The sequence below is a fragment of the Streptomyces sp. NPDC047525 genome (genome assembly GCF_040643025.1).
In the GTDB taxonomy this organism is placed as follows: domain Bacteria; phylum Actinomycetota; class Actinomycetes; order Streptomycetales; family Streptomycetaceae; genus Streptomyces; species Streptomyces durmitorensis.
Genome location: NZ_JBEYTL010000012.1, coordinates 117,903 through 141,921, shown reverse-complemented (window position 1 = coordinate 141,921; position 24,019 = coordinate 117,903). Strand labels below are relative to the sequence as shown.

General features: G+C 72.1%; 21 protein-coding genes. 8 read left to right on the top strand and 13 right to left on the bottom strand.

Annotated elements, in window-relative coordinates:
• Positions 1–32 precede the first annotated feature (32 nt).
• Entirely contained in the window at positions 33–896 is an 864-nt protein-coding gene (locus ABZ833_RS31015) for a helix-turn-helix transcriptional regulator (RefSeq protein WP_361053310.1), read from the bottom strand.
• Positions 897–1,226: 330 nt separating this feature from the next.
• On the opposite strand from ABZ833_RS31015, the gene ABZ833_RS31010 reads away from it, so the two are divergent.
• The gene (locus tag ABZ833_RS31010; RefSeq protein ID WP_160506374.1) at positions 1,227–1,712 is read left to right on the top strand and encodes an ATP-binding protein; all 486 of its coding nucleotides are present in this window, start codon (positions 1,227–1,229) and stop codon (positions 1,710–1,712) included.
• A gap of 56 nt (positions 1,713–1,768) precedes the next feature.
• Here ABZ833_RS31010 and ABZ833_RS31005 read toward each other — a convergent pair whose 3' ends face one another.
• From ABZ833_RS31005 to rpmG, 5 genes are all read right to left on the bottom strand, one after another.
• A complete protein-coding gene (locus tag ABZ833_RS31005; RefSeq protein ID WP_361053307.1) occupies positions 1,769–2,002 on the bottom strand; it encodes a DUF397 domain-containing protein in 234 nt (77 codons plus the stop codon).
• Positions 2,003–2,388: 386 nt separating this feature from the next.
• Positions 2,389–2,673, bottom strand: coding sequence for a 30S ribosomal protein S18 (gene rpsR / locus ABZ833_RS31000; RefSeq protein ID WP_361053304.1), 285 nt, complete (start codon positions 2,671–2,673; stop codon positions 2,389–2,391).
• Positions 2,674–3,807, bottom strand: a complete 1,134-nt coding sequence (locus tag ABZ833_RS30995) for a GTP-binding protein (protein ID WP_361053520.1) — start codon at positions 3,805–3,807, stop codon at positions 2,674–2,676.
• A gap of 68 nt (positions 3,808–3,875) precedes the next feature.
• Positions 3,876–4,169: a 50S ribosomal protein L31 gene (rpmE, locus tag ABZ833_RS30990; RefSeq protein ID WP_361053301.1), complete on the bottom strand. Its 294-nt coding sequence runs from the start codon at positions 4,167–4,169 to the stop codon at positions 3,876–3,878.
• Positions 4,170–4,174: 5 nt separating this feature from the next.
• Positions 4,175–4,339 carry a 50S ribosomal protein L33 gene (gene rpmG / locus ABZ833_RS30985; RefSeq protein WP_009719228.1) on the bottom strand — a complete coding sequence of 55 codons (165 nt, stop codon included), beginning with the start codon at positions 4,337–4,339 and terminating at the stop codon, positions 4,175–4,177.
• Positions 4,340–4,421: 82 nt separating this feature from the next.
• Between rpmG and rpmB the strand changes: the two genes are divergently transcribed.
• The 3 genes from rpmB to ABZ833_RS30970 all read left to right on the top strand — a co-directional run bounded on the left by rpmB (position 4,422) and on the right by ABZ833_RS30970 (position 5,534).
• Positions 4,422–4,658: a 50S ribosomal protein L28 gene (gene rpmB, locus ABZ833_RS30980; RefSeq protein ID WP_361053517.1), complete on the top strand. Its 237-nt coding sequence runs from the start codon at positions 4,422–4,424 to the stop codon at positions 4,656–4,658.
• Positions 4,658–4,963, top strand: a complete 306-nt coding sequence (gene rpsN, locus ABZ833_RS30975) for a 30S ribosomal protein S14 (RefSeq protein WP_361053297.1) — start codon at positions 4,658–4,660, stop codon at positions 4,961–4,963. The genes rpmB and rpsN overlap by 1 nt, the downstream gene beginning before the upstream one ends.
• A 73-nt stretch (positions 4,964–5,036) precedes the next feature.
• Positions 5,037–5,534, top strand: a complete 498-nt coding sequence (locus tag ABZ833_RS30970; RefSeq protein ID WP_361053294.1) for a hypothetical protein — start codon at positions 5,037–5,039, stop codon at positions 5,532–5,534.
• A 20-nt stretch (positions 5,535–5,554) separates the two neighbouring features.
• Here the strand turns inward: ABZ833_RS30970 and ABZ833_RS30965 are convergent, their stop codons facing one another.
• Together ABZ833_RS30965 and ABZ833_RS30960 are read right to left on the bottom strand one after the other, a co-directional pair.
• A complete protein-coding gene (locus ABZ833_RS30965; RefSeq protein ID WP_361053291.1) occupies positions 5,555–7,819 on the bottom strand; it encodes an FUSC family protein in 2,265 nt (754 codons plus the stop codon).
• Positions 7,820–8,293: 474 nt separating this feature from the next.
• Complete coding sequence (locus ABZ833_RS30960; protein ID WP_361053514.1) at positions 8,294–9,469, bottom strand: DUF2786 domain-containing protein; 1,176 nt, start codon at positions 9,467–9,469, stop codon at positions 8,294–8,296.
• Between the two features lie 104 nt (positions 9,470–9,573).
• Between ABZ833_RS30960 and ABZ833_RS30955 the strand changes: the two genes are divergently transcribed.
• Entirely contained in the window at positions 9,574–10,377 is an 804-nt protein-coding gene (locus tag ABZ833_RS30955) for an ABC transporter ATP-binding protein (protein WP_361053288.1), read from the top strand.
• Complete coding sequence (locus ABZ833_RS30950; RefSeq protein ID WP_361053285.1) at positions 10,374–12,536, top strand: ABC transporter permease; 2,163 nt, start codon at positions 10,374–10,376, stop codon at positions 12,534–12,536. The genes ABZ833_RS30955 and ABZ833_RS30950 overlap by 4 nt, the downstream gene beginning before the upstream one ends.
• Positions 12,537–12,927: 391 nt before the next feature.
• Here ABZ833_RS30950 and ABZ833_RS30945 read toward each other — a convergent pair whose 3' ends face one another.
• Complete coding sequence (locus tag ABZ833_RS30945) at positions 12,928–13,767, bottom strand: nitrilase-related carbon-nitrogen hydrolase (protein ID WP_361053282.1); 840 nt, start codon at positions 13,765–13,767, stop codon at positions 12,928–12,930.
• A gap of 287 nt (positions 13,768–14,054) precedes the next feature.
• Here ABZ833_RS30945 and ABZ833_RS30940 point away from each other — a divergent pair, with 287 nt between their 5' ends.
• Complete coding sequence (locus ABZ833_RS30940; RefSeq protein ID WP_361053279.1) at positions 14,055–15,770, top strand: bifunctional 3'-5' exonuclease/DNA polymerase; 1,716 nt, start codon at positions 14,055–14,057, stop codon at positions 15,768–15,770.
• A 62-nt stretch (positions 15,771–15,832) separates the two neighbouring features.
• Here ABZ833_RS30940 and ABZ833_RS30935 read toward each other — a convergent pair whose 3' ends face one another.
• From ABZ833_RS30935 to ABZ833_RS30920, 4 genes are all read right to left on the bottom strand, one after another.
• On the bottom strand, positions 15,833–19,537 hold the full coding sequence (locus ABZ833_RS30935) for a BTAD domain-containing putative transcriptional regulator (RefSeq protein ID WP_361053511.1): 3,705 nt from the start codon (positions 19,535–19,537) through the stop codon (positions 15,833–15,835).
• A gap of 392 nt (positions 19,538–19,929) precedes the next feature.
• On the bottom strand, positions 19,930–21,975 hold the full coding sequence (locus tag ABZ833_RS30930) for a HAMP domain-containing sensor histidine kinase (RefSeq protein ID WP_361053276.1): 2,046 nt from the start codon (positions 21,973–21,975) through the stop codon (positions 19,930–19,932).
• The gene (locus tag ABZ833_RS30925; RefSeq protein ID WP_361053273.1) at positions 21,965–22,723 is read right to left on the bottom strand and encodes a response regulator transcription factor; all 759 of its coding nucleotides are present in this window, start codon (positions 22,721–22,723) and stop codon (positions 21,965–21,967) included. The genes ABZ833_RS30930 and ABZ833_RS30925 overlap by 11 nt, the downstream gene beginning before the upstream one ends.
• Before the next feature lie 99 nt (positions 22,724–22,822).
• Positions 22,823–23,212 carry a hypothetical protein gene (locus ABZ833_RS30920; RefSeq protein ID WP_361053270.1) on the bottom strand — a complete coding sequence of 130 codons (390 nt, stop codon included), beginning with the start codon at positions 23,210–23,212 and terminating at the stop codon, positions 22,823–22,825.
• A gap of 296 nt (positions 23,213–23,508) precedes the next feature.
• Here ABZ833_RS30920 and ABZ833_RS30915 point away from each other — a divergent pair, with 296 nt between their 5' ends.
• Complete coding sequence (locus ABZ833_RS30915; protein ID WP_361053267.1) at positions 23,509–24,015, top strand: FxLYD domain-containing protein; 507 nt, start codon at positions 23,509–23,511, stop codon at positions 24,013–24,015.
• The last annotated feature ends 4 nt before the right edge of the window (positions 24,016–24,019 follow it).

Here is a 24,019-nt window from a genome sequence, read left to right as displayed (position 1 = left end):
GTCAACTGATTTCACGTCATCCTACTGATGGGTCACGTGAGTTGGAGCAGACCACGGAGAAGGTCGCGACTATCGGCCGGATTGGGGCTGTCGCTCTGCAGCTCGCCCACCACCCGCTCGTACTGGCCGACTTCCTCCGGCTTGTCGAGGTACAAGGCTCCCGTCAGCTGCTCCACGTACACGACGTCCGAGAGGTCCGACTCCGGGAAGCGCAGCATGGTGAACGCTCCGCTCTCGCCCGAGTGCCCACCGAAACTGAACGGCATGACCTGAAGGGTGACATTCGGCCGTTCGGAAATGTCGATCAGATGCTGGATCTGACCACGCATCACTTCCCGGTCTCCGTACGGGCGTCGGAGCGCGGCCTCGTCGAGCACGCAGTGGAAGCGGGGAGCGCGCTCGGAGACGAGCAGCTTCTGGCGTTCGAGGCGGAGGGCGACGCGGCGCTCGATGTCCGCCTTGCTCGCGCCCTTCATGCCGCGCGCGACGACCGCGTGGGCGTACGCCTCGGTCTGCAACAGGCCGTTGACGAACTGGACTTCGTACACGCGGATGAGCGAAGCGGCGCCTTCGAGCCCCACGTACGTCTGGAACCAGCCCGGCAGGACATCCGAGTAACTGTGCCACCAGCCCGCGAGGTTGGCCTCTTTGGCGAGCGAGAGCAGCGCGACACGCTCGACCTCGTCGGTGACGCCGTACAGCGTCAACAGGTCCTCGACGTCCCTGGACTTGAAGCTCACCCGTCCCAACTCCATGCGGCTGATCTTCGATTCGGAGGCTCGGATCGAGTAGCCGGCCGCTTCACGGGTGATGCCGCGCGATTCCCTCAGGCGCCTCAGTTGCGAGCCAAGGAGCATGCGCCGTACGACCGAGCCGCTCGACTCCCCTGCGGTCACTTCGCTCAATCCTCCCCATCACTTGGAAGCCAGCAGTCTGCCATTAAACGCTTCAGGCCGTACTCGTTCGGTTACAGAAACGGAAAGCCTTCGGAAGTCCTCCACAAGAAGTCGTAGGAAGAAATGGGCAAGAAGTGGCACGGGAACGAGCAAGTCCGGCGCGTGCACGTGCATCTGCCCTTGCATCTGCTGTACGCATTCGGAACCATGGTCCGCGCGACACCGCTGTATATGCATCGGGCCGAGCTGTACCGATGCGTTCGCAGCGTCGTTGCACCGACCGCACCACCGCTCCATCGCTATGTACCGCGAAACCGGGGAGTGCCTCGCATGGGGACGAATGGATCGACCATGCTCGAGCCGTTACGGCAGGGGCTTCCCCCACTCGACCCCTCAGCGGTCTCGAGCGCTGCGTCCTGTTCCCTGCCCGCCCGCTACGAAGCGGTGGGCAGCGCGCGGCAGTTCACCCGCAAGACGCTGTGTCAGTGGGAACTGGAAGAGCGCTTCGACGACATCGCCCTGGTCGTGTCCGAGTTGGTCACCAACGCCCTGAGACACGCGCTGCCGTCCGACACCCCGCGCGACCACGGGCCGCCCGTGCGGCTGCACTTGATGCGCTGGACCTCGCGCCTGGTGTGCGCGGTGCGCGACCCCAGTGACGACAGCCCGGTCGCGCGCGAGACCGACGACGACTTCTCGGCCGAGTCGGGCCGCGGCCTGTTCCTTGTGGACTCGTTCAGCGACAGCTGGGGCTGGCACCCGCTCGCGGGCGCGCTGCGCGGCAAGGTCGTGTGGGCGCTGTTCCAGCTGGCATAGGGCTCAAGCAACCCAGTGGCGGGCCGACCACCCGTCCCAGCAGCGGGGCCGACCACCTATATGAGGTGGTCGAAGTCCCCGTCCTTCATCCCGAGCAGCATCGCCTCGATCTCGGCGCGCGTGTAGACGAGCGCCGGGCCGTCGGGGAACCGCGAGTTGCGTACGGCGACGTCGCCGCCCGGCAGCTTCGCGAACTCCACGCACGCGCCCTGCGAGTTGCTGCGCCTGCTCTTCTGCCAGACCACCCCGTGAAGCTCCGTGGCAGCCATGCCGTTAAACACGTGGTGCACAGTCGCTCCCCGGTGGTGCAGTGCCTGATGTGGCTCTAGATGCAGTGGTCAACTGTCCCGGATCATAGCTGTGTTCACATGCCGATGCATGGGCAGATGCACGTGCACGCGGGGTGTTCCCTTGGTTACAGCTCTGTCAGCACCTGCCCAAGACCCCGCACGGCATGCGAACGCCGTGTAATAGACGGCCTGCGAACGCCGTGTACTAGGAACAGACGCGCACCGCGCCCCAGGTGTTCCACGTTCCGTGTAATGGTCCGGTCCACGCCCGCACGACGAGAAACAGGACGTGCCCCGCGAAGTGATCGCGGGGCACGTCCTGCGGGCTTGACGCGGGGTGCTCGGGTGGGTCGTGGCGAGGATCCGCCGCGCGGCGTCGGCCCAGCTCAGCGCGGGGAGCCGTACGGCAGCAACGCCATCTCGCGGGCGTTCTTGATCGCGCGGGCCAGCAGCCGCTGCTGCTGTGCGGAGACCCGGGTGACCCGCCGGGAGCGGATCTTCCCCCGGTCCGAGATGAACTTGCGAAGCAGATCCGTGTCCTTGTAGTCGATGTACGTGATCTTCGCCTGGTCCAGGGGGTTGGGGCGGGGCTTCTGGACGCGGGCGGACGGCTTGCGGGCGGACGGCTTGCGCGGGGACGGATCGCGTGGGGACGGATCGCGTGGGGACATTCAGACCTCCAGGAGGGTGTCGAAGGCGGGGGGCAGGTGTTTCCAGGCATCGCGCCCCGCGGCGTACTCCTCGTCGGTCAACAGGCAGGACTCCAGGACCTCTTCGAGACCCTCGCGGTCCAGGCCCGGCGACGTGAACACCAGGTGCTGGCAGCAGTCGCCGTGCTCCGGATGCCAGTCGAGGGCGGCCGCGGCACGACGCACCGGCGGCACCATCTCCCACGCGGCGTCCGGCAGCGAGGCCAGCCAGGGCCCCGCACTCTCCACGCACAGCGCACCGCCCGCCGCGTCCCAGCCGAGCAGCGTGTCCGGGTGGTCGGCCAGCCAGAACCTGCCGCGGCTGCGGGCCGCCGCGCAGGTCAGGTCCTCCAGGGCCTGGTAGAGCCGCTCCGGGTGGAAGGGCCTGTCCCGGTGCCATACGAGGGTGGCGACCCCCGCCTCGTCGGCGTCGGTCGGCAGCAGCGCGCAGGACGGATGCTGGGCCGCGGCCGCCGCCTCGACGTCGAATCCGGCGAGCGCGGCACCCGCCAGGTCCCCATGACCGCTGATCGGGACCTGGCGGGCGGTCGGGTGGAGCTGGGCGAGCAGCGCGCGGTCCTCGTCGTCGGCGTCGGCGGAGTCCGCGACGGCGAGCACGGGGGCGTACTCGAGCTGGCGGGCCCAGGTGTCGGCGACCGTGCGCTGATCCGTGGCGGCCGCGGCTAGCCCGGCCTCCATGAGGTCGTCGCCGTTGCCGAGGCAGGGCAGGAGCAGGGCCGGGTCGACGGCCGTGATCACGCCGCTCAGCCGCAGCCCCTCGTGCGCGTGCGCCGTGATCACCTCGGCCATCGCCTTGGGCTCGACGGAGTCCCACAGCTCGACGACCGCGAGCCGCGTGAGACCGGAGTCCGCGAGCCGTTCGAGCTCGGGCACCAGATCCTCGCGCAGGGCGCAGCACGCGCAGTCGTTGACCAGCGGCGCCTCACCGCTGGAGAGCACTCCGGTGGCGTCGCGCACCGTACGTACGACCGTGCCGTGCACGGCCGTCGCCAGGTCGTGGTGGAGCGCCACGCTCCCCGGAACAGCGGCGAGGAGCCGCTCGACGGCCTGCTTGCGGGCGTCGGAGTGCAGGCCGCCGACGATGGCGACGTCCATGGGCAGGGGACGGGGTTGAGGGCGGGGGTCAGGGCCGGAGCGGGGGTTGGGGTCGGGGTTCATGGCGCTCATCGCGCTCGTCGCGCGCTGTAGCGGCGCTCGAAGCGCTCCACGCGGCCCGCGGTGTCCAGGACCTTGGCCGTCCCTGTGTAGAAGGGGTGGCTCGCGGAGGAGACCTCGACGTCGATGACGGGGTAGGTGCGCCCGTCCTCCCATTCGACCGTCTTCTCGCTGGTCGCCGTGATTGGGGTCTCCCCTGCTCGAGCGAAGCCGAGAGCTTGGGGAAGGGTGAGGAAGGCGAAGCCGGCGGACTTGTCGCGGAAGACGACGGGGCCGTACGGCGGATGGATGTCCTTGCGCATGGCGGTCAGCGCTCCTCTCGGAAATCGACGTGCCGCCCGACGACCGGGTCGTACTTGCGCAGCGTCATGCGGTCGGGGTCGTTACGGCGGTTCTTGCGGGTCACGTACGTGTAGCCGGTACCGGCGGTGGACCGGAGCTTGATGATCGGGCGGAGTTCGTTGCGGGCCATGGCGCTAGTGTATGAAAATGAATCCCGTTTTCAAAACGGTTCCGCAGGGGTTCTCCTCCCCATGACCGAGAGGTGCGTCACCTTGTCCGCCCACTGCCAGCTGACCGGCGCCACGCCGGGCTTCGGCAACCAGATCTCCCACTCCCACCGGCGCACGTCACGCCGGTTCGACATCAACGTCCAGCGCAAGCGCTACTGGCTGCCGAGCGAGGGCCGCCACGTACGGCTGCGGCTCAGCGCCAAGGGCATCAAGACCGTCGACGCCATCGGCATCGAGGCCGCCGTCGCCAGGATCCGTGCACGTGGGGTGAGGGTCTGATGGCCAAGAAGAGCAAGATCGCGAAGAACGAGAAGCGGCGCGAGATCGTCGCGCGGTACGCCGTGCGGCGGGCCGAGCTGAAGGAAATCGTCCGCCGCCCCGGCACGGGCGAGGCCGAACGGCGCGCCGCCCAGGAGGAGTTGGCGCGACAGCCGCGGGACGCGAGTGCGACGCGCGTACGCAACCGGGACAGCGTCGACGGCCGCCCGCGCGGATACGTGGGGAAGTTCGGCCTCTCCAGGGTGAAACTGCGTGACCAAGCGCACGCCGGATTCCTGCCCGGGGTGCGCAAGTCGTCCTGGTAGCTTGGCGCGCGATTCACTGACTTGATTCGACCGTCATGTAGTTCGACTGTCATGTAGGGGGACTTCAGTGCGGATGCACGTCCGGAACGTACGTATCGGTGCCGCGGCGGCGGGTCTTGTCGCCGCCCTTGTCCTGACCGGTTGCAGCAGTGACGGCGGCGACGGTGAGGACTCGGGCAAGGACAAGGACAAGGGATCGAGCTCGGGCTCGGACTCTGGCTCGGCGGGTTCCTCCGGCGGGTCCGATGCGCCGGACGAGGGCGGCAAGGACGGCAGCTCCGAGGGCAGCTGGGTCGCCACCGCCGACGGGAATCCGCTCGCGCTGGTCATCGCCGGGAAGCAGGCCACGCTGCTCGGGGAGAACGTCCTGTGCAGTGGGACCGCCGGTGGCGACGCGATCAAGCTCAAGTGCGTCAAGGGCGACTCGGACCGGACCGAGGGCACGGTCGAGTCGGTCAACGGCACGTCGATGACGGTCTCTTGGCAGGGCGCGGGGCAGGACCAGTTCACGAGGACCAAGGGCGGGAAGCTGCCCGAGGGCCTGCCTACGGCGGGGATTCCTCAGTCCTGAGTCTCTGATCCGATCGGCGGCTAGCGGGCCGTGGGACCTTGTTCGGGGTTCCGCGGCCCGCTGTCTTTCTGGCCTTTCTGGCCCTTCTGGTCTTTCTGGCCTTCCTGGCCTTCCTGGCCTTCCTGGTCTGTTTGTGTGGCTGTCTCTGTGCCGTCCACCAGCATGGGCGGCGGCGCCGTGTCCAGGGCGTCCGACAGTTCCTCGAGGGTCGCGAGGAGGAGGCTCGCTCCTCTGCGTACGACCCGGTCGGGTACTCCCTCGCCGTCCCACTCGTCGAGGGCCTTGCGCACGGCCTCCCACTTCGGGACGCGGCGTTCACGCACGGCCTTCGCGCCCGCCTCGGTCGACTTGCGCAGGGCCTGGGCGAGGCGGTCGGCCGCGGGGACGGGGGTCGCGTCGCGGTCCGGGAGGTGGGCCTCCATCAGCATGGCCACGCGGCCGAGTTGGGCGAGGATCTCCTCGGCGTCGGCTGCCGCGGCGCGGGAGAGGCCGCGGTGGCGCACCGGTTCGTTCTTGGCTCGGGCCGCCGCTTCCTGCCAGGCGATGCGGGCGTCGCGGGCGGCGAGGAGCGCGCCGCGGACGTCCGGGCAGTTGCTGCCCGTGGGGTCGGCGTAACGGCTGACGACGGCTGCGGCGTAGCGGCCGTCCGCGATCAGCCAGTCGGCGAGGCGGTTGCGCAGGCGCGGGGTCTCCCAGGCCGGATACACGGCGTACGCGATCATCGCGAGGACACCGCCGAGGAGCGTGAGGACGACGCGTTCCGGCACCGTCTGCGTCCACTGCTCGCCGCCCATGCCGAGCAGGAACACGACGTACGCGGCGACGCAGGCCTGGGCGGCGACCTGGCCCGTGCGCATGAGCAGGTACATCATTCCGGCGCAGAGCACGGCGAGTGCCGCGGAGAGCTCGGTGTCGGGGTCCGCCAGTTGCACCAGGCCCGTGGCCAGGGCGACGCCGACGAGGGTGCCGCCGAAGCGGGCCACCGCGCGGGAGTACGTCTGCGAGAAGTCCGGGCGCATCACCATCACGGAGGCCATGGGGGCCCAGTAGCCGTGACCGAGGGGGAGCCAGGTCCCCAGGAGGTAGCCGGCGGCTGCCACCGCGGTGACGCGGATCGCGTGGCGGGTGATCGGGGATTCGTGGCGGCGGCGGAGTTCGGTCCTTATGGCGCGGAGGGCCGCGGGGAGGAGAGCGGGGAAGGTGGGGCGTAGGAGGGGGGTGGGGGTTGGGGGTGGGGTGGGCGTTGGGGTTGGGGTTGGGGCTCCGTCGGGGGCGGGGGTGGGTGGGGGTGCCTTGTCTGGGGGTCTGCCTGCTGTTTCGACCACGTCGCGGAGCAGGGCCGCCAGGCGCTTCGCCGCTCTTTGGGCCGGGCCGGTGAGGATGGCTCCGGTGTCCGGGGTCTGGAGAGTGGCCACGGCCGCGGGCGGGATCTTGACCGGCTCGCCCTGGCGGATCGCCCTGGCCGCCGCGTCCAGGATGGCGCCCGCAGCGGCCAGGATCTCGCGTACGCGGTCGCGTTCGGGGCCCTCTTCGGGGACGCCGACCGCCGGGTCGGCCAGGGATGCGAGTACCGGGCGGATGCGTTCCGCGAGGCCGCGGGCGCCGTGGAGTTCGGCGGGGCGGGTGCGGGCCTGGCGCGGGGTGACGGTCGCCGCGTCGCGGGCCGCCATCAGGGGTTCGGGGTCGAAGTCGGCGTGGGGGTCGTGGCGGAGGCGGCGGGCGTAGTCGGCCTCGGCCGCGAGGGCGTCGGCGAGGGCGTCTCGGTGGGCGCCCCATCTGCGTACGGGGAACAGGACCACGAGCGCGGCCTGGACGGCGCCGCCCACCACCATCATCGCGGCGTGGCCGGCCGCGGCGGCGAGGGAGCCGGGGAGGGTGACCGTGACCAGCATGATCGCGACGTTGGAGGAGGCGATGATGCCGATGGTCGGGCCTGCGGCCCAGCTAAGGCCCGAGAGGAAGGTCCAGAGGGAGAGGAGGGCGAGGAAGAGGAGGGTGTGGGAGCCGGTGAGGTAGCCGAGGAAGGTGGAGATGGCGAGGCTCGTGCCGGAGGCCAGGGCCAGTTCCGGGCGGGGGCGCCAGCTGCGCTGGAAGGTGGCGATGGCTGCCTGGAAGGCACCGAAGGCGGAGCTTGCGGCTACGGCCGGGCCGAAGAGGGTGAGGCTGACGCCGATGATGATCGCGAGGCCGGCTGCGCCGCGGAGGGCGATGAGGGGTTCGAGGCGCTTCCGCTCGACGGTCAACCCCGAGCGGGTGGTCTCCTTCAGCGCCCGAAGCCAGGTCACTCTGTGATGATACGGGGCATATCGGGCTTATCTGTGGCGAGGGTGCCGTTCACGGCGCGGGGCCGTCTGCGGAGCGGGACGGGGCCGTCTGCGGAGCGGGACGGGGCCGTCTGCGGAGCGGGGCCGCGCCGGTATGTCCGTACTCGCTATCGTCCGGTGACCGCGTTGCCACTCCGGCGAGGGAGTCCGGCGAACCGTGCTCCGTGCGGACATACCGGCACGTCCCCTCAGGAGCGCTGCCGCCTGCGAGCCGTCGTTCGCACAGGAGCGGATGCGGGGCAATCGGGCGGGTGGGCGGGAAAGGCTCGTTCGGCTAGGGGCGGATGCGGGGTGCCGGGCGGGCGGGTGGGAGAGGCCCGTTCGGCAAGGGGGCGGATGCGGGGTGCCGGGCGGGTGGGTGGGAGAGGCTCGTTCGGCAAGGGGTGGATGCGGGGTGAGCGAGTGGGCAAGGGGCGGCGCCGCCCACCCTGCCGCCTAGGGGAGACCGTGCCGGCCGGGGGCCATGTGGGCCTCGTCCGCCGCCGCCGTTCCGTGGGTCCAGCCTTCGAGGTCCGTCGCACCCCGCACCCGGGTGGTGGTGGTCTCCGGGAACATCCGCTCGGTGTGGGACGTGACGGCCACGTCCCGGGCGGCCAGGACAGGCAGCAGCTCCCCCGCGTCCGGCGACTCCACGGTGACGTCCTGCGCCGCCGCGGCGAGGCGCGCACCCAGGCGGTTCGCGTAGGCCAGCAGGAACGCCTGACGGAACGTCTTCGTACGCTTCCGGCCGCCCGCCCGCTGCCCCGCCTCCGCCTTCGTCATCGCCGCCGTCCCCTGCACGAGGAGGGACGTGTGGAGGAGTTCGACCACTTCCAGGTCGGGCTCGAAGCCGACGACGGTCGAGAATCCGTACGCCTCGTTCCACACCGCACGGCAGCGGTTCGCGGTGGCCACCGCGTCCAGGAGGATCGCCTTCGCCGTCTCGTACGGGGCGTCCACGCCGATGCGGCAGGCGCCGGGAGTGTCCTTGGCGTGGGTGCGGGACGCGAGCAGGGCCTCGTCGATGGTGTGCCTGGCCATCAGCTCCTGCGCCTTGGCGGTGAGCGCCTCCGCCTCCTCGGGGAATCCGGTCGCCTCGGCCTTGGCCAGGAGGGCACGGATGCGGGTGAGGATGCGGGGCTCTTCGTGGCCGGGAGGCGGGGGCGCGTGGAGCGGGGTGCCGGGGGCGGGGCCCACCGGCTCGATCGCGGGGAGGCGCAGGAGGAGGCGGTAGAGGGCGAGGGTGGTGGTGGCCTGGGAGAAGCGGTCGGAGAAGCGGTCGGATCTGGGGCTGCCGTGGGGGGCGAGCTCGGTCAGCTGCGCCTGCCAGCGGGGCGGGAGTGTGTCGCCGTACCGCCTGGTCTCCGTGGTGATCAGCTCGGCGGCCAGCTGTGCCTGGTGGGCACGGTCGGTGCCGTGGGCGGCGTCGTCCTGGGCGCGGCCGACCATGCGCAGGATGTCCGCCGGCTGCCAGCCCCGCTCCCACGCGCGGCGCACCAGCTCCTCACCCCTGCGCCACAGCTCCGCGTCGGCCTCGGGGGCGGCCGCCAGGAGGGACGCGCCGGTGTCGAGGCCGTCGACGCCGTCCGCGTACAGCGCTGCCGCGAACGCCTTGTCGATCACCTCGGTCACCCCGGTCGCCTGATCATCCATACGTCAAGGGTATGGCTGGCCATACCCCCAGTACGCCCCCCAGTGGTCGTGCCCGGCGGGGCGGCGGGCGGTTGGGTTGAGGCATGACCTCAACTGCCGTACGGCTCACCGCCGTCCGCCGCCTCTACCGCGATGTGACCGCCCTCGACGGCGTCGACCTCGCGATACGCGCAGGGACCTTCACCGCGATCATGGGCCCTTCCGGCTCCGGCAAGTCGACGTTGCTGCAGTGCGCGGCCGGGCTCGACCGGCCGACGTCCGGGACGGTGGAGGTGGGCGGCACGGAGCTGACCGGGCTGAGCGAGCGCCGGCTGACGCTGCTGCGCAGGGATCGCATCGGCTTCGTCTTCCAGTCCTTCAACCTCCTTCCGTCGCTGACCGCGGCCCAGAACGTCGCCCTCCCGCTGCGGCTCGCGGGGCGCAGGCCCTCGCGTACGGAGGTGGCGGACGCGCTGGCCCGGGTGGGTCTCGGTGACCGTGCCCGGCATCGGCCCGGGGAGCTGTCGGGTGGTCAGCAGCAGCGGGTCGCGCTGGCGCGTGCGCTCGTCACGCGGCCTGCCGTGCTGTTCGGCGACGAGCCGACCGGTGCGCTCGACACGACGACCAGCCGTGAAGTGCTCGTGCTGTTGCGGGAGTTGGTCGACGGGGAAGGGCAGACCACCGTGATGGTCACGCATGACCCCGTGGCGGCGGCGTACGCGGACCGGGTGGTGTTCCTGGTGGACGGGCGGGTCGCCGATGAGGTGCTTGCGCCGGATGCGGGGGAGGTGGCTCGGCGGATGGCGGGGCTTGAGGTGGGGGGCTTGGAGGGTGGGCGCTTTGGGGTTGAGGGCGGTCGCGAGGCGGGCGGCTTTGGGGCGGGTTGCGGAGAGGTTGTTGCTCGATGATTCTTCTCGCTTCCCTTCGCACGCGCTGGGTCGGCCTGCTCGGCGCCTTCGTCGCCGTCGCGCTCGGCGTGGCGCTCACTGCCGCGATGGGACTGGGGCTCGCCTCGACGTTCAGTGCGCCTGAGCGGGAGCCCGTGCGGTTCGCCGGGTCCCCCGTGGTCGTTATGGGGCAGAACACCCTGACTGTCCCGGTAAAGCGAGGGCCGGACGTCGAGTTCGTGTCGAAGCCGCTCGCTCATCCACACCCTGTGGATATCGAACTTCTGCGCGAGCTTCGACGCCTCGGACCGGTGCAGCTGGATGGGGTGGCCGCATGGGATGCGGTGGGTGTGGATGCTCCTGCCGAGGAGGTGCGGGAGGCCGTCGAGGCCAGCGGCACTCGGGCTCGCGTCCTGACCGGGGGTGACCGGCGGCTCGCCGATCCGGAGCCGGGGCGGGATGCGGATGCACTGGTGGCGGTGAACTCCTTCTTGGGCACGGCGGGCGGGGTGTCAGCCTTTGTCTCGGTTTTCGTCACGGCGTCCACCTTCGCCTTTGTCGTGGCGCTGCGGCGGCGGGAGTTCGGGCTGCTGCGGATGGCCGGAGCGACGCCGGGGCAGGTGCGCAGGCTGCTGCTCGCCGAGGCGCTCGCGGTGGGGGTCGTGGCCTCCGGGGTGGGCTGTGCGCTGGGGGCGTGGGGCGCGCCGGTGCTTGCCGAGGCCTTGGTGGACGCGGAGATCGCTCCGGAGTGGTTCGGGATCGGCGGGGCGGTCTGGCCGTACCATCTCGCCTTCTGGGTCGGGGTTTCGGTGGCCTTCTCCGGGGCGTGGATCGCCTCGCGGCGGGCGGGGCGCGTGGGTCCTGTCGAGGCGCTGCGGGACGCGTCCGTCGACACCGGGGTCATGCCGTGGAGTCGGCGGATCGTGGGGGGCGCGCTGCTGGTGGCGGGGGTGGGGATGCTGGTCTTGACCCTGTGGACCGACCCGTCGGCGCTGATGAAGCGGAAGACGTATACGACCCAGCCGATGATCCTGATCACCGCACTCGCCGCGCTCACTCCCCTTCTCGTACGTCCCGTCCTGCGCGCCGTCCGCCTTCCCGGCGCGGTCGGGCTCCTGGTCCGCGAGAACTCAGCGGCGTCCGTGCGGCGCACGGCGGCCGTCGCGGCGCCGGTCCTGGTGACGGTGGCTCTCGCGGGCTCGCTGTTCGGCTCGGCGGAGACTGCGGGAGGGGCGAGGGCGGAGGAGGCGAGGGAGCGGACGGGGGCCGAACTGGTGGTGACGGGGGACGACTTGAGGCCACCGGAAGCAGGGAAGGTCGACGGGGTGAAGGTGGCTGCGTCGTCGGCGACCACGGCCGTGTTCGTACGGGAGGAAGGCACGGCGCTGATCCGCTCGGAGGCGCGGGCCGTGAGGGATCCGGCGGCGTTCGCTGCGGTGTCGCGGCTGCCGGTGGTGGCGGGGGACGTACGTGATCTCGACGACCGGTCGATCGTCGTGAACGAGGAGTGGGAGCGGCGGCGGGTGGGTGAGCGGGTCGATGTCTGGCTCGGGGACGGCAGGCCTGCGCGGCTGCGGATCGTCGCGGTGCTTGCGCGCGGGACCGGGGACGGCGGGGCGTACGTCACGTCGGCCAATGCGGGGGCGGCGGCGCGGATTGACCGTATTGACGTGGGGCTGCGGGCCGGGGCGGACCGGGACGAGGTGGCGGCGGCGCTGCGGGGCGAGGGCGGGGGTGAGAGTGGGGGCGAGGGCGGGCTTCGGGTGCGGTCGGCGGAGGAGTGGCTGGCGGACACGCACCCGGCGACGAAGCCGCAGACGCGGCTGGGGCTGCTGGTGCTGCTGGGTATCGCTCTGGTCTACACGGTCATCTCGCTGGCGGGAACGCTGCTGATGGCGACGTCGGTACGGGGCCCTGAGCTGCGGTCGCTGCGGATGGCCGGGGCGACGTGGGGGCAGGTGCGGTTGGTGATCGCCGGGGAGTCGCTCCTTGCGGTGGCGGTGGGCGCGGCACTGGGCCTGGCGGTCACGCTGCTCAACCTGGGCGCGCTGAGCGCGGGCCTTGCGCGGGTGTCGGCGCCGGCGGGGGTGGTGATGCCCTGGGGGGTGGTGGGGGTGGCTGCGGGGGTCTGCGCGGTGGTTGGTGCGGGGGTGGGGGTGCTGGGGGTGCGGAGGCGCTGAGCGCTGGGTCCGCCGGTGGGGGGTGCGGGGCCGTGCCGGTATGTCCGTCCTCGCTATCGTCCGGTGGCCGCGGGGCTACTTCGCTGCCGGAGCGCCGCGAACCGTGCTCCGGGCAGACATACCGCCACGTCCCCTCACGAGCGCTCCCGACTGCAGGGCCACGAGCGGGCGGGCGGGAAAGGCTCGTTCGGCAGGGGGCGGATGCGGGGTGAACGGGCGGGTGGGCGGGAAAGCCTGTTCGGCACGGGGCGGATGCGGGGTGAACGGGCGGGTGGGTGGGAGAGGCCTGTTCGGCAAGGGGCGGATGCGGAGTGCCGGGCGGGTGGACCGGGAGGTCCTTGCGGGGCCGCCCAGCGGGGGTGAGGGCAAGGACCGTCCAGCGAGCCGCAGGCTAGCTGTCGCCGCCCTCGTCGATGAGGCGCCGTACCTCCCGGTCCACAAGCCCGAGCCGCGCCTCCGCGACAAGAGGAACCGCACGCCGGTGCCGGCGGGCCTCATGGACGTCGATGTCGATCGTCACCAGGCCCGGCTCCCACTTCGGCGCCTGCGCCACCACCGTCCCCCGCGGGTCCACCACCCGTGAACCACCCCAGAACGAAGCCCCGTTCTCGTTCCCGACCCGGTTCACGAAGACCACCCAGCACTGGAGCATGCGGGCCGTGTAGGACAGCAGCGTGTCCCAGTACAGGCCCGTGTCCATCGCCTCGGGATCCAGGCTCGCCGCGCTGTTCGTGGGAATGACGATGACCTCGGCACCGTCCTGCACCGCCAGCCACGGCAGCACCGGCTGCCACGCGTCATTGCAGATGAGGGTCGCCGCGCGCCCGTGCCCGCCCGGCAGGTCGTACGCACGCAGGTGCTGGCCGGGGCTGACGTGCTTGCGCTCCTCCCAGGCCAGGTAGTTGGGGAGGTACAACTTCCGGTGGCCATGGAGGAGTTGGCCACTCGCGTAGTACGCGGACGTGTTGTACGCGCGCAGACTCGTGTGTTCGTGCAGGCCGACGATCACGTCGGGGCCGAACGTGGAGAGCTCCAGGAGGCGGGTGTCCGTCGCGTCGAGCGACGTGTCCCGCTTCAGGCCGCCCAGGTGGTACCCGTGCAGGCTCAGCTCGGGGAAGACGACGAGGTCGGCACCCTGCGCCGCCGCCTGGCCGATCTGGTCCCGGGCCTCCGCGAGGTTCTCGTCCACCTCGCCGAGGACACAGTCGGTCTGCGCAAGGGCCACTCTCATGCCCCCGAGCCTCGCAGCGCCGGACATCCCTCGCATGTCGGGGACACCCGGAAGATGAACCCACGGGGCAATCGGGCGGGAGAGCTCGTTCGCCAAGGAAGGGCCGCGGGGTGAACGGGCGGGTGGGTGAGAGAGCTCGCCCGGCAAGGAAGACCGCGGACCAGGAAAAGCCCCTTCGGCGCAGGCGAAGCCCCCGGAGGCCCCGCATACCGCAGAGCACCCGCGGGGCCCGGGGCCCCGCAAAGCCCTCCGCAGGATTGTCAGTGCCTGGTGACAGACTCGGCCGCATGACCGCAAGGTGGGCCCTCGCCGCCACCGAGGCCGGAGGCGCCACCCTCGCCCCCCTCGGGGAAGACGGCCTGCCCGCAGGCCCCACCCTGCACGAGCCGGACCTCGCCGGAGCCGTGCGCGACCGGCCCGACGTGAGCCGCTGGGTCTGGCGCTCCACCGCCGAGATCTATCCCGCCCTGCTCACCGCCGGGGTCCGCGTGGAGCGGTGCTATGACATCGAGGACGCCGAGCTCCTCCTCCTCGGTCACGAGGGCCGCCTCGGCGAGCCCCGCTCGGCCGCCGCCGCCTGGGCCCGGCTGCACAACGCCCCGGTGCCGGCCGACCCTCCCGCCAGAGCGGCGGCCCCCGGCGCCCAGGACTCCCTCTTCGAGCCCTCCCCCGTGACCTCCCTCCCCTTCGACGCCCTCCTGGAGGTGTATGCCGCGCAGCAGCGAAGACACGAGGCCGCCGAGCACCCCGGCAGGATGCGGCTGCTCACGGCGGCCGAGTCGGCCGGGATGCTGGTGGCCGCCGAGATGAACGTGTCGGGGCTGCCCTGGCGCGCCGACGTCCACCACGCCCTGCTCACCGAGCTCCTCGGCGAGCGGTATGCGGGAGGCGGCAGGAACGCGGGAGCGGCCGAGCCCCGCCGCCTCGCCGAGCTCGCCGACGAGATCTCCGCCGCCTTCGGCCGCCGCGTCCGCCCCGACCTGCCGAACGACGTGATCAAGGCCTTCGCGCAGGCCGGCATCAGGGTCAAGTCCACCCGGCGCTGGGAGCTGGAGGAGATCGACCACCCGGCGGTGCGCCCCCTCGTCGAGTACAAGAAGCTGTACCGGATCTGGACGGCGCACGGCTGGAGCTGGCTCCAGGGCTGGGTGCGCGACGGCCGCTTCCGGCCCGAGTACACGCCGGGCGGCACCGTCAGCGGACGCTGGACGACGAACGGCGGCGGCGCGCTGCAGATCCCGAAGATCATCCGGCGTGCGGTGGTCGCCAACCCCGGCTGGCGGCTCGTCGTCGCCGACGCCGACCAGATGGAGCCGCGCGTCCTCGCCGCGATCTCCCGCGACCGGGGCCTCATGGAGGTGGCCGGGAGCCACGAGGATCTCTACACACGCCTCTCGGACCGCGCGTTCTCCGGCGACCGCGACCACGCCAAGATCGCACTCCTCGGCGCCGTGTACGGCCAGACGTCGGGCGACGGCCTGAAGAACCTGGCGGCACTGCGCCGCAGATTCCCCGCCGCCGTCGCGTACGTCGACGACGCGGCGAAGGCGGGCGAGGAGGGCAGACTCGTACGGACCTGGCTGGGGCGGACGAGCCCGCCGGCGGCCGGCGCGGGCGACTTCGACGAGGCGGGCATCCCGCAGGAAGAACCTGCCGAACTGCCCTCCCAGGACGGCGAGTTCACTCCTGGGTACGCCTCGTCCAACACCCGCGCCCGCGGCCGCTTCACCCGCAACTTCGTCGTCCAGGGCAGCGCGGCCGACTGGGCCCTGCTGATGCTGGCCGCGCTGCGTCAGTCCATCGCCGCGGCCGGTCTCCGCGCCGAGCTGGTCTTCTTCCAGCACGACGAGGTCATCGTGCACTGCCCGCAGGAGGAGGCCGAGACGGTCACGGCGGCGATCCGCGCGGCCGGCGACCTGGCGGGGCGCATCGCGTTCGGCGAGACGCCGGTGCGCTTCCCGTTCTCCGTGGCCGTGGTGGAGTGTTACGCGGACGCGAAGTAGCCCTGGTCCAGGCCAGAGGGCTCAGCCCACCCGCGCTCCCGCTCCGCACGTTGGCAAGTCACTCAGACCGCCCGCACGCCCGCCAGCAAGTCCTTCAGCTCGCCGACGACCTCGCTGCTGTCCGTGCCGTCGAGCGCCTCGAGCGCCGCCCTCCAGTGCGCGTACGCCTCTTCGGCCCGCCCCTCCGCGTACAGCAGGAGTCCGCTCTGGTGCCGGGCCAGACCCGCCATGTGGGCGTCGGCCCGCTGCTCCGCACGCTCCAGGAGGTCGGCGCACTCGCGCGCCGCGTCCTGCGTCCGGGACACCTCGCGCAGGGCGCGGACCATGCCGAGGCGCACCTTGGACTCGTTGTGCCAGTCCTCGGCCTCGCCGTGGATGCGCAGGCTCTCCTCGAAGTGCGTGAGCGCCATGTCCGGTTGGCCGAGGAGGAGGTAGGCGCGGCCGATGTCGCAGTGGGCCTCCTGGCGGACGCCTGCGTGCGCGAGGGCCTCGCCGATCGCCAGGCTCCGCTTGTGGTGGTCGATCGCGGTGCGCGCGTCGGTGTGCTCGTAGATGTTGCCGAGGTGGCTGAGGGCGAAGGCCTCGCTCAGCGGATCGTCCAGGGCCTTGGCAAGCTCCAGGCTCTGCCGCAGCGCCTCGGCCGACTCCTCGTAGCGGCCGAGTGCTTCGAGGAGCAGGCTGCGGTTGAGGACGGCGCGGTGCACGAACGACACGCAGTCGAGCTCGCGCCACAGGACCAGGGCCTCGTCGATCAGGGCGAGCGCCGCGCCACTGCGCCCCGACACGTAGTTGAGGCCCGCGAGGTCGGTGAGGGCCTGCGCCTCGCCCGCGAGGTCGCTCCAGCGACGGGCCGCGGTCACCGCGAGACGGTTCAGGAGGTCCGCCTCGCCGAGCCTGCCGCGGCGCTTGAGATACGAGAAGAAGCAGCGGACCAGCACGGGCAGCAGGACGGATTCGCGGCCGTGGCGGTCGGCGAGGGCGATGACGTTGGTGAGTTCCGTGTCGCCCCAGGCGAAGGCGTCATCGGCGGACATCGGCGGCACGGCGGGGACCGGGGAGCCGTCGGCGGTGTGCCGGGGCGGCAGCCGGTCGTCGACTCCCCGCAGCCGGTCGTCGCGGTCCAAGCCCTCCGGCATGATCGCCATCACTGTCTGCCGCGCCGACTCCGCGTACCACTGGAGGGCCGATTCCACGACGTCCGCCGCCCCCGTGCCGTTCTGGTGAGCCGTCTCCCTCGCGAAGTCGCGTACGAGATCGTGCGGGGCATAGCGGCCGTAGGCCGTCTCGTCGAGGAGCGCGACGTCGACGAGCCGGTCGAGCGCGGCCCCCGCGCGCCACTCCTCCACGCCCAACAGCCTTGCGACGAGCGGGACTCCGTACGCCGGTAGGTCCAGCGCCCCGATCACAGCTAGGGCGGCGGCCGCGTCCCGGTCGGACTCGCGCTCCGACATGCGCAGGGCGTCCAGGGCCACGGCGAGCGAGCGCCGCACGCTCAAGTCGTCGTGCTCCAGGTGATGCAGCCGCCCGCCGCTGACGGTGAGGAGTTCGGCGAGGGCGTCCGGGGTGAGCGCGCGGCGGGCGGCGAGGCGGGCCGCGATGATGCGCAGGGCCAGCGGGAGGCGGCCCGCGAGTTCGACCAGAGGGTGCCCGGTGTCGAGCCCCGCCCGCCCGGAGACGGCGCGCAGCAGGGCGACGCTGTCCCCCTCGGAGAGCGGATCCAGCGGGAAACGTCCCGCGCCGTCGAGCGCGGTGAGCGGCGAACGGCTGGTGACGATGACCGCACAGCCGGAGCCCGCGGGCAGCAGCGGACGCACTTGCGCGGCGGTCGCCGCGTCGTCCAGGACCAGCAGGGTGCGGGTGGGCGCGAGCAGCGAGCGGAGCAACGCGGCTGCGGCGTCCGGGTGTTCGGGGCTGTGGTTCGACTCGACCCCGAGGTCCCGGAGCAGGGCGGCGAGGGCCTGGTCGGGCGTGAGGGGTGTCATGCCCGGGGTGGCCCCGCGCAGATTGACGTAGAGCTGCCCGTCGGGGAAGTGCTCGCGCAGGCGGTGCGCCACGTGCAGGGCGAGCGCGCTCTTCCCCACGCCCGCCATGCCGGACAGGACGGCGACGGGAGGAGCGGAGCCGGGCGCCCGGCCGAGCACGTCACTGCTGCCGCCCTGCCCCGTGAGGAGCGGCGCCAGGGAGCGCACCACTTCTTCGCGGCCCGTGAAGTGGGGTGGGGACGGGGGAAGTTGAGCGGGGCGGGTGGATGCGGACGGGGGGACGGAGGCGGGGGCGGAGGCTGGTGCGAGGGCTGAGGCTGGTGCGGGAGCCGGTGCAGGGACGACGGCCGCGTCGGGGCCTGGCGCGGGTAGCGCTTCGGGCTCCGGCCCGACAGGAACGCCGGACCCCAGACCGACGGGAACGCCGGATCCCGGACCGACGGGAACGCCGGACCCCGAGCCGACGGAGACGCCGGACCCCAGACCGACGGGAACGCCGGATCCCGAGCCGACGGGAACGCCGGACCCCAGACCGACGGAGACGCCGGACCCCGAGCCGACGGAGACGCCGGATCCCGGACCCACGGGCGGGCGGGCCGGACCCCCGACCTCGGACACCGGACCGGCGGGTACTTCGAGTTCCGGAGCAGCCCGCCCCGCCCCGGCGGTCACGCCGAGCCCAACCCCGGACGCCACGCCAGCCCCTGCCCCGGCGGCCACGCCAGACCCTGCCGCCCCGGCCGCCACGCCAAGCCCTGCCCCGGAGCCCACATCAAGCCCGGCCCCGGCCACCCCGCCAGACCCTGCCACCCCCGACGCCACGCCAAGCCCTGCCCCGGAGCCCACACCAAGCCCAGCCCCAGACGCCACGCCAGCCCCAGCGCCCACACCAAGCCCCACCCCAGCGGCCCCGCCAAGCCCAGCTCCAGCCGCCCCGCCAAGCCCCGCACCGGCGGCCCCACCGAGCCCCGCCCCAGCCGCCCCGCCAAGCCCAGCCCCAGCCGCCCCATCAAGCCCCGCCAAAGCCGCCCCCGCAGGCTCCTGCAGCACCTCCCGGTGCGCCTCCCGCACCGAGGCGCCCGGTTCCACTCCCAGTTCGTCCACCAGCCTGCGCCGCAGCTCGCGGTGGACGGCGAGTGCCTCCGCCTGGCGGCCCGTGCGGTGCAGCACCAGCATCAGCTGCCGGTGGAAGGTCTCCCGCAAGGGGTACTCGGCGACCAGTTCCGCCAGCTCCGGCACCAACCCTCCGCCACCGGCCCCGGTGGCCAACTCCGCGTCGTAGCGCAGTTCGAGGGCGAGGAGCCGCGCCTCCTCGAGGCGCGGTACGAGCGCGTGGCCCGCCGCGTCCGCGGGCAGCCCGCCCAGCGGAGTGCCGCGCCACAGGGAGAGCGCGCCGGACGCGGCGTCCGCGCAGCCGTCCCAGTCACGTTCCGCGTGCGCGGCGCGGGCCTGCGCGACCAGCTGCTCGAAGACCCGCACGTCCAACTCGCCGTCGGCCACCCGCAGCCGGTACCCCGGAGGCACCGCCCGCAGCCGTTCCGGATCGTCGAGGAGACGGCGCAGCCGCGTCACGTGGTTCTGCAGCGAGGCGTGCGCGGACGCGGGCGGCGCGCCGCCCCACAGTGCGTCCTTGAGGGCGTCGACGGAGACCACCCGGCCCGGTTCGAGCAGCAGCGCGGCCAGCAGGGCCCGGCCCTTGGCGCTCTGCACGGGCTGCGGCTCGCCGTCGGCGTCGTACACGGCGGGCGCGCCCAGGAGTCCGAACCGCAACCCGTCGCACCGCACGTCCACGCCATCTCCCGCCAACCGTTGGCCACATGTTAGCGATCGGTTGGCGGGCCCTGATGGAATCAACACATCGGGCCCGGCCCCGCCGGTACTCGCGCCAAGCGCGTAACTCGGGGGAGTGTCACCGTTGCGGTCGGGCCCGCTCAGTTTCTGCGATGCACCCTCAACTTCCTTACGGGGTGGGGAAGTTGAGGTGCTCGCGGAATCGGAGCAGCCGCGCCGGCGTCACCGTACCCACGCGGCGAGCACCTCCCCGCGGACCCCGGCCACACGCGCCGGCCTCCGGAATCCGGCACCAGGTGCTCACCGGTCTCCCACCATTCGCTCACGCGGATGAGGCCCGCCATGACGCCCCGCGGTGGTATCCCCCGGTAACCCCGCGGCGCCCGTCATCCCGACGGCAGCCGCACCGTGAACACCGCCCCCTCCCCCGGCGTGCTCCGTACCGTCACCGTCCCGTCGTGCCCCTCCACCAGCTGACGGACGATCGCGAGGCCGAGCCCGCTGCCGCCGGTCGCCCGCGTACGTGACTTGTCCGCGCGCCAGAAGCGGTCGAAGACGTGCGGCAGGTCATCGGGATCGATGCCGGTACCGGTGTCGGCGACCTCCACCACCACCGCGTCGAGCGTGGCCCGGCAGCTGATCGTGACGCTGCCGCCCTCCGGGGTGTGCCGGACCGCGTTGGAGACCAGGTTGCCGATCGCCTGGCGGAGCCGGAGCGGGTCGGCCGTGAAACAGGGGTCGCCGAGCGTCGTCGCACTCAGCCGTACGCCCGCCGCCTCGGCCCCGGCCTGGTGCGCCGCCGCGACCTGGTCCACGACGTCGGACGCGTGCACGGGCTCGCGGTGCAGCCGGAGCGTGCCCGCGTCGGCGGCGGCGAGATCCTGCAGGTCATTGACGATGTGCTGGAGGAGCAGGGCCTCTTCGAGGAGCGAGGTGACGAGCTCGGGATCGGTGGCGACCACGCCGTCCTCGGCCGCCTCCAGCCAGCCACGGATGTTCGAGAGCGGCGTACGCAGCTCGTGCGCGACGTCGCTCACCATGGCCTGGCGCTGGTCCTCAAGTGCCTTGCGGTGGGCGGCCATGTCGTTGAAGGCGTCGGCGAGCTGGCGGATCTCCCCCGCCGATCCCGCCGAGCGCGCCGTGACGGGTTCGGCGGCCTCGCCCGTCTTCATCCGCTGGGTCGCGGCGGTCAGCGCCCGCAGCGGTCGGGTCAGCCGGGTCGCGGCGAAGGCGGTCACGGCGACCGTCACCGCGAGGATGCCCGCCGAGAGGCCCGCGAGCCGGGTGGTGTTGGCCCCCGAGAGGCTGAACCGCGAGCTCTCGACCGCACGGGCCACCGCGGTGCGCGAACCGTCGGAGCTGGTGACGAAGAGGAGCGCGGGCTCGGAGACGTACAGCCCGAGCTGCTCGCGCCGGGCGCTGCCCACGCAGGCTGCGGTCTTGGTGTCGTACTCGTTGCCGACGCGGCTGACACCGCCCGTCGGTTCAGGGACGTACGGCGATGCCGAAGGGGTGCTCGTGGGCGTGCCGGGCTCCTTGGTCGGAACGCTCGGCTCCGGTCCGACCTGGCCACCGCCCGCCTCCACAGGCCTCTCCGTCGCCGTCTCCGCGTCCGTGGGGATGTAGCGCCCGGAATCACGGTCGAACACGCCCAGGGACTGCCACCACGTCAGATCGAGCCCGACCTTGACGGGCGGGGCGTCCCCGCGGCGCAGGCACGCGTTGGTGAGCTCGTTGAGCCGGTCGAGCGCCTTGCTCTCGGTACGGGTGGGCATGTCGAGCCGGTAGTCATGGCAGCTGGAGTCGAGGACCTGGGACGGATCGTTGGGGGCCTCGACGCGCGGACGCCCGCTGGGTCCCTGGACGACCCGGGCGGAGACCCCGAGATCCTGCATGCAGCCCACGATGCTCCCGGCCACCTTCCCCAGCTCTTTACGCTCCGTCCCCGGCAGCCGGAAGGGCCCGACCGCACGCGGATCGATGCGGTCCTGGCCCCCGGCCTCCGCGTCCGCGCTCCCCGCACCGGCGGTCAACGCCCCGTCGACGGCCAGCGGATCGACGACGGCCGATGCCTTGGACGGCAGCTCGTCACCGGAAGACCCCTTGCCGACCTTGCCGCCCTTGCCTCGCGAGTCGGCGATGACGACACGGTCCTGCGTGGTCAGTGTGATGCGCCGCCCGGTCTGCCGGGCCAGCTCCCGCACGGTCTTCTCGGCACCCTGCCACCCGGGCGCACCGGCCGCGAGGCCGAGCAGTTCGTCGTAGACACGGGCGTCGTCGGCGAGCACCTGTCCCTGTTCCTGCCGGATCGCGCCGGACGTGGTCTGGGCGGCAAGCCAGGCGGTGGCGGCGATCGAGACCAGGGAGACGAGCACGGAGACGGCGAGCAGCCGGGGCAGCAGGCTCTTGCGGAACGGTATGTCACGCGCCATGGCGCGCCGCCCCGACGGCCGCGCCGGTCAGCTTGTACCCGACGCCGAAGACGGTCACGAGATGCCGGGGCCTGCGCGGATCGACCTCGATCTTCTTGCGCAGATTCAGGATGTGCACGTCGACGGTGCGCACGGATATGTACCCGGACGACCCGTGGATACGATCGAGCAGCTGGGGCCGTGTGAACACCCGCTCCGGCTCAGCGGCCAGCGCGGCGAGCAGCTCGAACTCCCCCGGCGTGCACTCGACGAGCCGCCCGTCGACGGTCACCTCATGCCGTACGGGATCGACGGAGAGCCCGCCGACCCGCAGCACACGCGGCACGGCTTCGGCGCCCTCGACGACCGGATGGTGCGTGCCCTGGGAGCGCCGCAGCAGCGTACGGACGCGGGCCATCAGCTCGCGCGGGCTGTACGGCTTCGTCAGATAGTCGTCGGCCCCGAGATCGAGCCCGAGCAGCAGATCGTCCTCGGTCGTGCGGGCGGTCAGCATCAGAATCGGAATCCCGACGACGGAGCCGCTCCCGCCCCCGTTCCCGCCCCGCAGGACGCGCGTGACGCCGAGCCCGTCGACCCGCGGCATCATCACGTCGAGCACGAGCAGGTCCGGCGGCCTGCGCCGCACCTCGTCGATCGCGGCGCGCCCGTCGTGGACGACGGCGACCGTGTGGCCCTCGCGCTCCAGATAGCGGCGGACCAGCTCGGCCTGTTTCTCGTCATCCTCCGCGACCAGGACAAAAGCGCACATGGTCTGGAGCATAAGCGGGGCGGGCCGGGCCAAACGGAATCCGGACAGCGGCCTGACAGGATCCTCATAACTCCTCGGCCCGCCCCCGAGGACGCCGCCCTACCCCTCGTGAGGCACGACCACGACCTGGAAGTCGTCCTCATAGACGATCCGCCCGGGATCCGAGGACCGCACCACCCGGCACTCGATCCCGTGGGCGTCAAGAATCTCCAGATAGCCGGGGACGCGCTCGATGAGATGGGTGGCGGTGGCCTTGAACCAGGCCACGGCGCAGGGCGTGACGTCCTGGTCGTAGACGGTGGGGTCAACCTTCGACGGGATCGGATACGCGGCGTCGTACCAGTCGTTGTTGGCCCGCCGGAACCGCTCCTGCTCCGGCGTCAGCTTGCCTTCCCTGGCAAGCCCGTTGACGAGGACGAAGACTCCGGGAAAGTGCCCTCGCGGATGGCGCACGGGCGACTCGTAACGAACGTAAGAGGCATCACTCATCGCGGCATCCTCGCACCAACCTCCCGGGGCAACGACGTATCCCAGTCGGATCGCGCCCCACACACACCCGCGGTCGGCAGCGCTCGCGAGGGGACGTGCCGGTATGTCCGCCCGGAGCACGGTTCGCGGCACTCCCTCGCCGAAGAAGCCGTACGGCCACCGGACGATGGCGAGGACGGACATACCGGCGCGGCCCCGCACCCTCCACCGGCGGACCCCCGCACCCGGCACCAGGCGCACACCCATACGGCGCCCCCACCTCGCGCCCACTCCCCACCACCCCGAAGGTGGTCCGCATGAACCGCACCCGCACCCGCGCCCACGCCCGGACCCACTCCCGGGCCCACGCCACCCGCCTGGTCACAGCCGCAGCCGCCACCGCCCTCCTGGCCCTCAGCACCACCGCCTGCTCCGAAAGCGACGTGGACAAGGCCAAGGACAGGGCCGCCTCCGCGACAGCAAAGGCGGGCGAAGCCGTCTCGTCCGCCACGGAAGCCGCCGCCTCCAAGATGGCCGAGGTGAAGGACGGCGTGGACGCGAAGGCCGACGTAAAGGTCGACGGCCCGACCAAGTCCGAGGACAAGCGGACGGCGGCCAAGATCACGGCCACCAACAGCACGGACAAGAAGGCGGACTACACCGTCTCCGTCAATTTCCGCGACAGCGACGGCAACCTCTTGGACACGGCCGTCCTCAACATCAGCGACGTGGACCCGGCCAAGTCGAAGTCCGGCACGGCCCGCAGCAACCGATCCCTGTCCGGCACCCCGAAGGCAGAAATCGGCAAGGCACTACGCCACTGACCGC

Coding starts and splice junctions, on each gene's coding strand:
- ABZ833_RS30995 (WP_361053520.1), bottom strand. CDS start 3,807: ATGGACGTCGCCATCGTCGGCGGCCTGCACTCCGACGCCCGCAAGCAG.
- rpmE (WP_361053301.1), bottom strand. CDS start 4,169: ATGCGCAAGGACATCCATCCGCCGTACGGCCCCGTCGTCTTCCGCGAC.
- ABZ833_RS30950 (WP_361053285.1), top strand. CDS start 10,374: ATGATTCTTCTCGCTTCCCTTCGCACGCGCTGGGTCGGCCTGCTCGGC.
- ABZ833_RS30945 (WP_361053282.1), bottom strand. CDS start 13,767: ATGAGAGTGGCCCTTGCGCAGACCGACTGTGTCCTCGGCGAGGTGGAC.
- ABZ833_RS30970 (WP_361053294.1), top strand. CDS start 5,037: ATGCACGTCCGGAACGTACGTATCGGTGCCGCGGCGGCGGGTCTTGTC.
- rpsR (WP_361053304.1), bottom strand. CDS start 2,673: ATGTCCCCACGCGATCCGTCCCCACGCGATCCGTCCCCGCGCAAGCCG.
- ABZ833_RS30920 (WP_361053270.1), bottom strand. CDS start 23,212: ATGAGTGATGCCTCTTACGTTCGTTACGAGTCGCCCGTGCGCCATCCG.
- ABZ833_RS30915 (WP_361053267.1), top strand. CDS start 23,509: ATGAACCGCACCCGCACCCGCGCCCACGCCCGGACCCACTCCCGGGCC.
- ABZ833_RS30955 (WP_361053288.1), top strand. CDS start 9,574: ATGACCTCAACTGCCGTACGGCTCACCGCCGTCCGCCGCCTCTACCGC.
- ABZ833_RS31010 (WP_160506374.1), top strand. CDS start 1,227: ATGGGGACGAATGGATCGACCATGCTCGAGCCGTTACGGCAGGGGCTT.
- rpsN (WP_361053297.1), top strand. CDS start 4,658: ATGGCCAAGAAGAGCAAGATCGCGAAGAACGAGAAGCGGCGCGAGATC.
- ABZ833_RS30930 (WP_361053276.1), bottom strand. CDS start 21,975: ATGGCGCGTGACATACCGTTCCGCAAGAGCCTGCTGCCCCGGCTGCTC.
- rpmG (WP_009719228.1), bottom strand. CDS start 4,339: ATGGCCCGCAACGAACTCCGCCCGATCATCAAGCTCCGGTCCACCGCC.
- ABZ833_RS30940 (WP_361053279.1), top strand. CDS start 14,055: ATGACCGCAAGGTGGGCCCTCGCCGCCACCGAGGCCGGAGGCGCCACC.
- ABZ833_RS30925 (WP_361053273.1), bottom strand. CDS start 22,723: ATGTGCGCTTTTGTCCTGGTCGCGGAGGATGACGAGAAACAGGCCGAG.